This window comes from Murinocardiopsis flavida (assembly GCF_003014485.1).
Taxonomy (GTDB): Bacteria; Actinomycetota; Actinomycetes; order Streptosporangiales; family Streptosporangiaceae; genus Murinocardiopsis; species Murinocardiopsis flavida.
Genome location: NZ_PYGA01000005.1, coordinates 214,631 through 226,026 on the forward strand (window position 1 = coordinate 214,631; position 11,396 = coordinate 226,026).

Annotated in this window: 10 protein-coding genes; 4 read left to right on the forward strand and 6 right to left on the reverse strand. The window is 69.8% G+C overall.

Annotated features, from left to right (window positions below):
- Positions 1-55: 55 nt before the first annotated feature.
- Positions 56-256 (reverse strand): DUF6243 family protein, encoded by a 201-nt coding sequence (locus tag CLV63_RS09650; protein WP_211301232.1) that lies wholly within the window; start codon positions 254-256, stop codon positions 56-58.
- 135 nt (positions 257-391) lie between these two features.
- Here CLV63_RS09650 and CLV63_RS09655 point away from each other — a divergent pair, with 135 nt between their 5' ends.
- Complete coding sequence (locus tag CLV63_RS09655) at positions 392-1,006, forward strand: TetR/AcrR family transcriptional regulator (protein ID WP_106582593.1); 615 nt, start codon at positions 392-394, stop codon at positions 1,004-1,006.
- Between the two features lie 13 nt (positions 1,007-1,019).
- On the opposite strand, the gene CLV63_RS09660 is transcribed toward CLV63_RS09655, so the two are convergent.
- On the reverse strand, positions 1,020-2,543 hold the full coding sequence (locus CLV63_RS09660; RefSeq protein WP_394339754.1) for a sensor histidine kinase: 1,524 nt from the start codon (positions 2,541-2,543) through the stop codon (positions 1,020-1,022).
- The gene (locus CLV63_RS09665) at positions 2,543-3,238 is read right to left on the reverse strand and encodes a response regulator transcription factor (RefSeq protein ID WP_106582594.1); all 696 of its coding nucleotides are present in this window, start codon (positions 3,236-3,238) and stop codon (positions 2,543-2,545) included. Before CLV63_RS09665 ends, CLV63_RS09660 begins: the two co-directional genes overlap by 1 nt.
- Positions 3,239-3,685: 447 nt before the next feature.
- Here CLV63_RS09665 and CLV63_RS09670 point away from each other — a divergent pair, with 447 nt between their 5' ends.
- Complete coding sequence (locus CLV63_RS09670; RefSeq protein ID WP_106582701.1) at positions 3,686-4,903, forward strand: toll/interleukin-1 receptor domain-containing protein; 1,218 nt, start codon at positions 3,686-3,688, stop codon at positions 4,901-4,903.
- A 317-nt stretch (positions 4,904-5,220) separates the two neighbouring features.
- Here the strand turns inward: CLV63_RS09670 and CLV63_RS09675 are convergent, their stop codons facing one another.
- On the reverse strand, positions 5,221-6,501 hold the full coding sequence (locus CLV63_RS09675; RefSeq protein ID WP_106582595.1) for a cytochrome P450: 1,281 nt from the start codon (positions 6,499-6,501) through the stop codon (positions 5,221-5,223).
- A gap of 355 nt (positions 6,502-6,856) precedes the next feature.
- Here CLV63_RS09675 and CLV63_RS09680 point away from each other — a divergent pair, with 355 nt between their 5' ends.
- Positions 6,857-7,318 (forward strand): hypothetical protein, encoded by a 462-nt coding sequence (locus CLV63_RS09680; protein ID WP_106582596.1) that lies wholly within the window; start codon positions 6,857-6,859, stop codon positions 7,316-7,318.
- On the opposite strand, the gene CLV63_RS09685 is transcribed toward CLV63_RS09680, so the two are convergent.
- Positions 7,302-8,255 (reverse strand): HpcH/HpaI aldolase/citrate lyase family protein, encoded by a 954-nt coding sequence (locus CLV63_RS09685; RefSeq protein WP_106582702.1) that lies wholly within the window; start codon positions 8,253-8,255, stop codon positions 7,302-7,304. The two genes, CLV63_RS09680 and CLV63_RS09685, sit on opposite strands and share 17 nt — an antisense overlap.
- A 112-nt stretch (positions 8,256-8,367) precedes the next feature.
- Here CLV63_RS09685 and CLV63_RS09690 point away from each other — a divergent pair, with 112 nt between their 5' ends.
- A complete protein-coding gene (locus CLV63_RS09690; RefSeq protein ID WP_106582597.1) occupies positions 8,368-10,746 on the forward strand; it encodes a molybdopterin-dependent oxidoreductase in 2,379 nt (792 codons plus the stop codon).
- A 9-nt stretch (positions 10,747-10,755) separates the two neighbouring features.
- Here the strand turns inward: CLV63_RS09690 and CLV63_RS09695 are convergent, their stop codons facing one another.
- Positions 10,756-11,181, reverse strand: a complete 426-nt coding sequence (locus CLV63_RS09695) for a RidA family protein (protein ID WP_106582598.1) — start codon at positions 11,179-11,181, stop codon at positions 10,756-10,758.
- Positions 11,182-11,396: the final 215 nt, after the last annotated feature.

Sequence of the window (11,396 nt, forward strand, 5' to 3'; positions counted from 1 at the left end):
CGTGCGGGGCCTCCGCCCGTTGCCGACCGGCCGCGCCGCGTCCGGTCGCGCGGGGTCACGACGCCTCGTTGCCGCCGCTGCCCTGCCCGGGTCCGTTCCGGGACCGTTCCTGGATCTTCCGCAGCAGTTCGCGCTTTGCCGCCTGGGCGTCGCCGCCGCCGCGCTGCCCCTTGGCCGGGGCGCCGCGCAGGGCGCTCTTCGAGTGCTTGCTGCGCTGTCCGCCGATTCCGAGCATGTTGTTGCGTCCAGTAGGCATGGGGGCCTCCTTCTCTTCCGTCTCGTCCGTCCGGTGCGACGAAACGCATCGTCTCGCCAAGAACACGATGCGGCAAGTTCTTTTCCTTGTCAAGACGAAACGTCTCGGTTCGTTCTTTTGGTAGCGTCTCGTCCCATGGCATACGAGAAGAGGCCCGACTCCTCCCGGCGGAGCGAACGCTCCCGCACCGCGATCCTCGACGCCGCGATGGCGCAGGTCGCCGAGCTCGGCTACCAGAAGACCACCATCGAGGGCATCGCCGCGCGCGCCGGCGTCGGCAAGCAGACGATCTACCGCTGGTGGCGGTCGAAGGGCGAAGTCCTCTTCGACGCGGTCGAGATGTCCATCGAGGAAGGGGCGGGGGCGGTCGAAGGGGAGGAGCCCGCGCTGCCCGACACCGGCGACATCGCCGCCGACCTGAAGACCGTCCTGCGCGCCACTGTCGACGAGTTCACCGACCCCCGGCTGGGCCCCGTCCTCCGCGCGCTCAACACCGAGATCCAGATCGACGAGGCCCTCGCCGAACGCAACCGGACGCGCTCCCTCGAACCCGGCTGGGCGGCCTACGAGGCGCGCCTGCGCGCCGCGCAGGAGGCCGGCCAGATCGACGCCGACGCCGACGTGCGCACCGTTGTCGAGATGCTCACCGGGCCGCTCACCTACCGCTGGCTGTTCCAGACCGGCCCGCTCACCCACGCCTACGCCGACACCCTCGCCGACATGACGCTGAAGGCGGTGGGGCGGGACTGAGGGCGCCCCGGGGTCAGCCGCCGGGCGGCGGCAGGACGGGCAGGTCGAAGCCGATCGCCAGGCCCCCGCCGTCCCTGTTGTAGGCGAACACCCTGCCGCCGTGGGAGAGCGCGATCTCCTGCACCATCGACAGCCCCAGCCCCGAACCGGGCATGCTCCTGGCCGGTGTGGCGCGGTAGAAGCGCTCGAAGACGTGCGCGAGTTCGCCGGGCTCGATGCCGGGGCCGCGGTCGCGCACCTCGACCCGGCCGCCGCGCACCACGATCTCGACGGGCTGCGCGCCGCCGGGGTCGAACTTCAACGCGTTCTCGACCGGGTTCGACAGTGCGCGTTCGAGCGCCTGCGGGCGGCCGAACACCGCGCTGTCATCGGCGTCCACCACGATCTCGCGGCCGCTGCGCCGCCCCGAGCGCGCGGCGACGCGCTCGGCGACGTCGCGCAGCGCCACCTCCTGGGCCGGCTCGTCCGCCCGGGTCTCCGTCGCCAGCTCGACCAGTTCGCTCACGAGGTCGGTGAGTTCGCGGGTCTCGCCCTGCAAGTCGTCGATGAGCCGGCGGCGCGCCTCAGGGGAGAGCCGCTCCAGCCGGTCGAGCACACTGACGTTGGTCCGCAGGCTGGTCAGCGGGGTGCGCAGCTCGTGCGACGCGTTCTGCACCAGGCGGCGCTGGTCCTGCTTGGACGCCGTCAACCGGGCCAGCATCGCGTTGAACGCCCGGCCGAGCCGGCCCACTTCGTCCTTGCCGCCGCCCTGGTCGGGCGCCACCAGGTCGAGCCGCCCGGTCGAGGTGACGTACTCGGCGGCCTCGGTGAGCCGCACCAGGCGCCCCGTGATGCGCCGCGCGATCAGCCAACCCGTGCACGCCGCACCGACGAGCACCACGCCGCCGATGGCGAGCATCTGGAGCGCCAGCGTGCCCAGCATGTTCTCCATCGGCGACAGCCGCTGGCCGATCTGGACCGCGCCTGTGCCGCCGCCCAGCGACACCGTGGCGATGCGGTAGTTCTCCCCGTTGGAGGTGTCCTCGCGGGTGCGCACCGACGCGACGGAGTCCATGGCCGCCACCTGGCGGTCGACCAGGTCGATCGGCAGGTAGTCGAGCCGCTGCGGCGGCCGGAACTGGAACGACAGCGAGCCGTCGGGCGCGAGCACCTGGTAGGTGAACGACTCCGACGCCAGCAGCCGCAGCGACCCGGATCCGTCGTGGTTCGGGGTCTGGTTGCGGACGTCGCGCGCGAGGTTCTCGACGGTGCTGTCGAAGTCCTGCTGCGCGTCGGTGCGGATCAGCGCCGCGGCCGCGCTGTAGGCGAGCGAGCCGAGCAGGGCGATGATCACCGCCGCGACCAGCGCGAAGATCAGCGCGAACCGGGCGCCGAGCGTCCACTCGTCCAACCGCGGCCACCGCGCGCGCCGCCCGGTCCGCGGCGCGTGCCCGTGCGGCGCGGAGCCCTGCCGAGAAGACTCCCCGCCGGCCGCCGACCCGGGCCCGGGCGCGGCGTCGGGCCCGGCCGCGCCGCCGTTCGGTGCGGGTCCGGACATCACTGCGGCCGGATCGTGTATCCGACGCCGCGGATGGTCTGGATCAGCGGCGGCGTCCCGGCGGGTTCGAGCTTGCGCCGGAGGTAGCTGATGTACACGGCGAGGTTCTTGGACTCCGGCCCGAAGTCGTATCCCCAGATGCGGTCGTAGATCGTGGAGTGGTCGAGCACGATCCCGGCGTTGCGCACGAGCAGCTCCAGCAGGTCGAACTCCGTCTTGGACAGCTCGACCTCGCGCTCGCCGCGCCACACCCGCCGCGCCTCGGGGTCCAACCGCAGGTCGCCGACGTGCAGCAGCTGCCCGGCCTGGCCTTCGGCGACCGGCGCCGCCCGCCGCAGCAGGGCCCGCAGCCGCGCCAGCAGTTCGTCGAGCTCGAAGGGCTTGGGCAGGTAGTCGTCGGCCCCGGCGTCGAGCCCGGCGACCCGGTCGGGGGTCTCGACCCGGGCGGTGAGCATCAGGATGGGGGTGCGATCGCCCTCGGCCCGCAGCACCCGCGACACCCCGAGCCCGTCGACCCCCGGCATCATGACGTCGAGCACCAGCAGGTCGACCGGATCCTTGTGCACGACGGCCAGCGCCTGCACACCGTCGCCCACGGTCCGCACCTCGTAGCCCTCCAGCTCAAGGGCGCGCTCCAACGACTCCCGGATGGCGCGGTCGTCATCGGCGACGAGGATCCGATTCGCAGTGCTCATGCCCCTCATCGTCGCCCATGACGGTTAGCCGTTGGTAAGAGACACGGCCCCCCGCAGTGAGAACCCGCCCCATCGCGCCCGGACCACCGCGTTTGCCTGGTGACCAGGGCGAGCACCCGCGCCGTGGCGTCGAGCGTCCACCAGTCCGATGTAGCCGTATGCCACCGAAAGCAGCCCAATGCGGACATTGGCGATGGCGTCTTCACCATCGAGGCACTTGGCGCAGACCCGAAGCACGACCCTTACAGAGTTCTTCACCTTCAGTGATTTCTCAATCACATGAAATGTGAACGTAATGTAATGATTCAATCATCCCATGATTCTACTTCAAAGTTTCAGTCAGGAAATTTAAGAGATCATGATTTTCAACCCCCATTCCATTGCTATGATTTCGAACATAGAAATTAGCTTTGAAGTTCGATTTCAGAAGCAAATAATTGGGATTATATGACAACAAAAGAATTCATACGAGTTTTTATATCCTATAGCCATGATGACGAAGATCATAGATTCGAAATCGCCAACCTCGCACAAGAACTTCGAAAGAGGGGAATTGATGCTTGGATCGATTTATTTGATGAGGCCCCTCCTCCACCATCGTGGCCATTGTGGATGTATGAACAAATTGAAATTTCTGACTACGTCATCCTTGTTGCGACTGAGACCTATTTGCGCAGGCATCTTGGCCGGGAAGTTCCCGGCCGAGGAGTGGGTGTCAAATGGGAAGGTTCGGTTATTACGGCAGACATTTATCATGCAGAAAGCGACCCAGCAAAATTTGTACCGGTAATAGTATCTCCATCTGATTACGCATACATACCTCCACCGTTCCGACTTACGAGCTACTATGATATAGGAAACTCTGAAAACTGGAATCTGGATTCACTAGTCAGAAGACTTAAGGGGCAGCCGACGATCATCCCGGCGCTAGTCAAATCTGAAGAATCTACTTCGAACCAAGAGAGAGAGGATACAGTTTTTGACCAGATTACTTCGATGATTGAATCCGGAGAGCGTGTTGAAGCAAAAGGGCGTCTCGAATGCATAATCGGCTCCGGTTCAATGCCCGATGATGCGCGAGCTGCGTTCATTCTCGGATCGCTTCACCACGAGGATGAGCTATACAGCCTTGCCATCTCCGCCTATCGCAGGGTACTCGACTACGGTGAAGCTAGTGGCCTAGCAGAATTGGCTTCACAAAATTTGCAGATAGTACTTGAAACCATGAACAGTCATTATGGCGACGGAGGCCCCGTCGCCGCTGCCCGCGAGTGGTTAGGACTTGTTCAACTCGGTCGAATTAAAGAACTCTGGCCTAGAATAGACAAGAACACTCGAACGGTACTGTCCCAGGCATGGGTTATTGCCAATGAAAGCCACCCCCGTCTCATTGGGCTCAACCAAGAAGAACTCGCTGAACGACTGAGTCAAGCCAGGCCAAAAGGTAATCTCTCAAAACAATTCCTTGCAACACAACTATCCGAATTCAAGGACGCCTATCGTCAGTATGACCCAGAAACATGGGGGGCCGCAGAGAAACCGCGCCGCTTCAAAATCGATTATGAATTGGTAATAATAAATAATGGAAACCCAGGGAGAGATAGTTTCCTGGGAACCCGGAATGCAACTGCGCGCATTCCCTCTTCTAATGAGGCGACAGATTGATCAATGGTATGTTGCCAGTTTCGGTTCCAACATACCAATTCCAGGATGGCCACCAACGAGCGAGGAGCTTATTGTTCAAAACGTAGACTTTAAGTGACTAATGATCTCTTGCGGAACGTGTGCGGAATGCTATCGCACCAAACCGCCTTCGAGCGCTACTCCCGAGCACGTCAGCGGGCATGTAACCACTCCAAAATATTCAGCTGGAAAAAGGACACAACTCGAACTAAGAGAACCGCGGTCAGCGGGGTGTCCGTCCTTGTCGGGGGATCTGCGCCGTCGTCCCACCGGTCGTTCGGGCCGGCACCGAGCCGCGGTCAGGTGCGCGGGGCGGGGTGCCATAGGGGGAAGTGGGCCAGGCCGCGCAGTGACATCATGCGGCGGCGGGTGGGCAGGCCGCGGCGGACGAGGTCGGGCATCCGCTCGGCGACCGCGCGGAAGAAGACCTCCCCCTCCAACCGGGCCAGGGGCGCGCCGATGCAGTAGTGGGGGCCGCTGCCGAACGCGATGTGGGGAGCGGGGTCCTCCCTGGTGATGTCGAACCGCTCCGGGTCGGGGTAGACGGCGGGGTCGCGCCCCGCGGCCCCCATGAGGACGAACACCTGGTCGCCGCGGGCGATCCGCTGACCGGCGAGCCAGACGTGCTCGTTGGCGATGCGGATGGTGGCCTGCGCGGGCGAGTCGTAGCGCAGCACCTCCTCGACCACCTTGGGGGCCAGGTCGGGCCGTTCGCAGAGCAGCCGCCACTGCCCCGGGTTGGCCAGCAGCGCGAGCATGCCGTTGCCGATGAGGTTGACGGTCGTCTCGAACCCGGCGATGAGCAGCACCCATGTCAGGGAGAGCAGCTCGGCCGGTGTCAGCCGTCCCTCGTCGAGCGCGCCGGCGAGGCGGGTGATCACGTCGTCGCCGTCCGAACCGGCCCGCTCCGGGACGAGCTCCGCGAACAGCGCGTACAGGTCGCGGGTGGCACGGGCGAGCTCCTGGGCGTGCCTCGGGGAGCGGACGCCGTCGATGGAGCGCGCGACGACCCTGCCGTACTCGGCGAAGCGCTCGAAGTCCCCGTCGGGCACGCCGATGAGGTCGGAGATCACCGTGATGGGCAGGGGCGACGCGATGTCGGCCATCAGGTCGAAGCCGCCCTTGCGCTGCGCGGCGTCGAGCAGCCGGTGCGTCACCTGCTCGATGCGCGGGCGGTAGTGCCGCATCATCTTGGGGCTGAAGGCCGGGGCGGCGATGCGGCGGAGGCGGCCGTGGTCGGGCGGGTCGATGTGCATGATCGAGAAGTCGTGTTCGGCGCCCGCGCGGTACTCCAGCGGGCCGGGTTCGCCGATCCGGTACGGCTCGGCCCGCACGCCGAAGCGCGGGTCGCGGAGGACCTCGCCGCCGATCCGGTGCCCGGTGATCAGCCACACTCCGGCCGAGCTGCGGGTCACCGGCCCGGCGGCCCGCAGCCGCCGGTGGACCGGGTACGGGTCGAGCATGCCCTCGCGCAGGTAGAGCCTGCTGAACGGGTCGTCCAGCACGCGCCCGCGGATCCACGTCTCCCCGAAGGCCCTGGTGATCTGCGCGGTGGACCGCAGCGTCTCCTGCACGTTCATGGTGTGCGTCCCTTCCGCCCCGGGCGCACCCGCGGTGCCGGCCCGGCGCAAAAACCTAAGCGATCGCTCCAGATTCTAACCCCGTGTCTCGGGGCGCCGCACGTGCGCCCGGCCGGACCCACCGCGGGACCGGCCCGGCCGGGTCATCGGGCCCCAGGACGCCGGGGCGGCGGGGCGCGCGGGGACCGGTGCGCCGGGCTCGGCCGCGGGCCCCGGCGGACGCCGCGCCCGATCCGGGCCGGCCCACCGGAGCGGCAAGCTGCATCCGGGGCGCGGACAGGGTAGACGTGAGAGGTCGAGGCCGCCGCCCCGCGAAGGGCGGACCGGCCGAACCCGCTGCGACTTTGGAGTGCTCATGGGCACGAACGCCAGGCCCCACCATCTGCCGCTGCGCCTGCTCCCGGGCGCGTTCATCCTCAACTCCGGGCTGGGCAAGCGCAATCCCGACCCCGACACCGCCGCCCACGTGCACGCCGAGGCGGCCAGGGCCTACCCGTTCCTCAAGGACATGGACCCGCAGACCTTCGTCCGGCTGCTCAGCACCGGTGAGATCGCGGTGGGCGCCGCGCTGCTGGCCCCGTTCGTGCCCGGCGCCGTCGCCGGGGCCGCGCTGACCGGGTTCTCCGCGAGCCTCCTCGGCCTGTACTTCACCGACCCCGAGGCCCGCGAGAGCGACGGCATCCGCCCGTCCGGCAAGGGCATCGCGCTGGCGAAGGACTCCTGGCTGCTCGCCATCGGCCTCGCCCTGATCGCCGAGGACCTCTGCGGGCGGCGAGGTGCGCGCCGGCCGCGGCGAGGGCTCAGGCGTCGGGGCTGAACGCCCGGGTCCTGCGCAGCCCCGCCGCGCGCCCCTTCGCGGCGACGACCAGCGCCATCTTGCGCGACGCCTCGTCGAGCATCTCCGCGCCGAGCATGACCGCGCCGCGGCGCTGCACCGTCGTCGCGTGCGCGTAGGCGTCCAGGATCAGCTCGGCGTGGTCGTAGTCGTCCTGGTCGGGCGCGTAGACCTCGTTCGCCGCGTCGACCTGGGCGGGATGCAGCACCCATTTGCCGTCGAACCCGAGGGCCGCGGTGCGCCGCGCGGACCGCGTGAACGCCGCCGTGTCGCGGACCTGGAGGTAGGGGCCGTCGATGGCCTGGAGGCCGTTGGCGCGCGCCGCCATGAGGATGCGCATCAGGACGTAGTGGTAGGCGTCGCCGACGTCGTACCCCGGCGGCTGCTCGCCGACCACGAGGGTCTTCATGTTGATGCTGGCCATGAAGTCGGCGGGGCCGTAGACCAGCGACTCGACGCGCGGGGACGCCGCGGCGATCGCGTCGACGGCGACCAGCCCGCGGGCGTCCTCGATCTGCGCCTCGATGCCGATGCGGCCGACCTCCAGGCCGACCGCGCGCTCGATCTGGGTGAGCAGGGTGTCGAGCCACCGCACCTGGGCCGCCTCGGTGACCTTCGGGAGCACCAGGCTGTCCAGGTGCGCCCCCGCGCCCTCGACGACCTCGATGACGTCCCGGTAGGTCCACGCCGTGCTCAGGTCGTTGACGCGCACCGAGCGGATCCGATCGCCCCACCCGCCCTCGGCCAGCGCCCGGACCACCAGCCCGCGCGCCTCGTCCTTCGCCGCCGGGGCGACCGCGTCCTCCAGGTCGAGGAAGAACGCGTCGACAGCGAGGTCGCGCGCCTTGGCGATGAACCGCGGGTTCGACCCCGGCACCGCAAGGACCGACCGCCTCGGCCGCGCAGCCACCGCATCCATCCCGTTCTCCCCCCGATCGACGTCCGCGCCGCCCATCCTGCCGCGTCCCGGGGCCGGTGCGCACCCGCGTAGCCTGGTGGGGCAGGTGTCGCGATTCGGGGGAGGGCGCACCATGGCGCACGCTGACGACCATGTCCACGGGGACGGCCCGGCCGCGGCGGGCGGCGGATCCGCCGAGCAGGGGGCCGCGACCGCGCACCGCACCAGTTCGCACTGGGGCACCTACGAGGTACTGGTGCGCGACGGCACCGTCACCGGGGCGCGCCCGGGGCCCGACGACCCCGATCCGGCGCCGCTCATCGCCAACGTCCCCGCGGCCCAGCACCACGCCACCCGCATCGGCACGCCCGCGGTGCGGCGCCGCTGGCTGGAGAACGGGCCCGGACCCGACCTGCTGCGCGGCGACCCCGATGACGACTACGTCGCCCTCGACTGGGACACCGCCCTCGACCTGCTCGCCCGCGAGCTCCGCCGGGTCCGCGAGACCCACGGCGACGGAGCGGTGTTCGGCGGGTCCTACGGGTGGGCCGGCGCCGGCCGGTTCCACCACGCGCAGAGCCAGCTGCACCGCTTCCTGAACACGACCGGCGGCTACACCCGCTCGGTCGGCACCTACAGCCACGGCGCGGTCGAGTCGCTGCTCCCGCACCTCATCGGGCCCGACGGAACGCGCGACCTGCTGCGCCGCCCGGCGACCTGGGACACCGTCGCGGCGCACACCGACCTGCTGGTCACCTTCGGCGGGCTGCGCGGCTCCAACACCTGGGTGGCGTCGGGGGGCCGCGCGGCGCAGACCGCCGTCCCGGCGATGCGGGCCGCCGCGGCGAACGGCACCGCGTTCGTCTCCGTCAGCCCGCTGCGCGACGACACCCCCGAGGACGTCGGCGCCGAGTGGCTGCCGGCGGCACCGGGCACCGACACCGCACTCATGTTCGCGCTCATGCACGTCCTGTTCGACGAAGGGCTGGCCGACCGCGAATTCCTCGGCCGGTACACCGTCGGAGCCGACCACCTGCGCGACTCCATCATGGGCGGCGCCGACGGCGTCGCGAAGTCCCCCGAATGGGCGGAAGGGATCACGGGGGTCCCGGCGGCGGCGATCCGCGGCCTCGCCCGGCGCATGGCGGCGGGCCGCACACTGGTCAACGTCGGCTGGTCGGTGCAGCGCGCCCGCTACGGCGAGCAGCCGCTGTGGGCCGGGCTAGCGCTGGCGTCCTGCCTGGGCCAGGTCGGGCTCCCCGGCGGCGGGTTCGCGTCCGGGTACGGCTCCAGCGGCAACTACGGCGGGGGCGCCACGCCCGGCGGGATCCCCCGCTTCGCGCAGGGGGCCGACCCCGTGCGGTCGTTCATCCCCGTCGCCCTGGTGAGCGACATGCTGCTGCACCCGGGCGAGGCGTTCGACTTCGACGGCAGCCGGCTCGTGTTCCCCGACATCCGGCTCGTGTGGTGGGCCGGCGGCAACCCGTTCCACCACCACCAGGACCTCTCCCGGCTGCGCACGGCGTTCGGGCGGCCCGAGACCGTCGTCGTCGGCGAGACCCACTGGACGGCGACGGCGCGCCACGCCGACATCGTCCTCCCGTCGACCACCACCCTGGAGCGCGACGACATCGCCGCCAGCCAGGGCGACCTCACCCTCCGCGCCATGGCGCGCGCCGTCGCCCCGCACGGGCAGGCGCGCGACGAGTACGACACCTACGCGGCGCTGGCCCGGCGGCTCGGCGTCGAGCAGGAGTTCACCGAGGGGCGCGACTCCGCCGGGTGGCTGCGGCACGTCTACGACGAATGGCGCGACGGACGCGGCGGCGACGACCTGCCCTCGTTCGACGGATTCTGGGCGGCCGGCAGCGTGCCCATCCCCGGGCGCGCCGCCGACACCGCCCTCCTCGGTGCGTTCCGCGCCGACCCCGCGGCGGCCCCGCTGGGGACCCCCAGCGGCCTCATCGAGCTGCGCTCGGAGACCATCGCCGGATTCGACTACCCCGACTGCCCCGGCGGCCCCACCTGGCTGGCCGGCGAGGAGCGGCTCGGCTCCGAGCGCTCCCGGGAATGGCCGCTGCTGCTCATCGCCAACCAGCCCAGCGGGAAACTGCACAGCCAGCAGGACATGGGCGACTACAGCGCCGCGCAGAAGATCGGCGGCCGCGCCCCGCTGCGGCTGCACCCCGATGACGCCGCGGCGCGCGGCCTCGCCGACGGCGCCGTCGTCCGCGTGTACAACGACCGCGGCAGCTGCCTGGCCGGGGTACGCGTCAGCGATGCCCTGCGGCCCGGTGTGGCGCAACTCTCGACCGGCGCGTGGTTCGACCCGTCGGCGCCCGATGTCACCTGCGCGCACGGCAACCCCAACGTCCTCACCGCCGACATCGGCACCTCGGCGCTCAGCCAGGGGTGCACCGGCCAGCACGTGCTCGTGGAGGTCGCGGCCTACTCCGGCGAGCCGCCGCGGATGCGCGCGTTCGAGCCCCCGCGCATCGGGGAGCGGAGCTGAGCCGCCGCGCTACCCCTCGGGCAGCGCGGCGGTGAGGTCGACCTCGACCAGCTGGCCGCGGTAGCCCAGGCAGGTCACCCCGATCAGGGTGCTCGCTGTGACGAAGGCCGCTTTGATCGGGGAGTCCTCGGCGAGCCGGTGCCACACCTCGGCGAGCACGTCGGGGTCGTCGCTCGCGACGTAGACGACGGTGCGGATGACGTCCTCGGGGCGCGCGCCCGCCGAGGTGAGGGCGACGAGCGCGTTCTCGGCGGTGCGGTCGGCCTGGCCCAGGGGGTCGCCGAGGGCGACGATCTTCTCGTCCGCGTCGAGCGGGCACTGGCCCGCCAGGTGCGCGGTGCGGCCGGCCGAAACGAGGGTCACGTGGTGGTAGCCGCCGGTGGCGTGCAGGTCGGCGGGGCTGGAACTGGTGATCCGGGGATTCGCTGTGGTCATTGGGCCGAGGATGGCGTGAGAGGGCCGCCGCGCGCAACGCGATTTCTGCGCGGCGCTGCTTTTTGCGGCACTGCTTTTTGCGGCACTCACGCGGCGCTTCTCTCTTGCGGCGCTTGCGCGGCGCGCGGCCGCCCGACCGCAGGCGGCGGCGCTGCCGCGGGCCCCGGTGCGGCCGACGCCCAGTTCCGCCGCCTGATCCACTTAGGTTAGGCTTT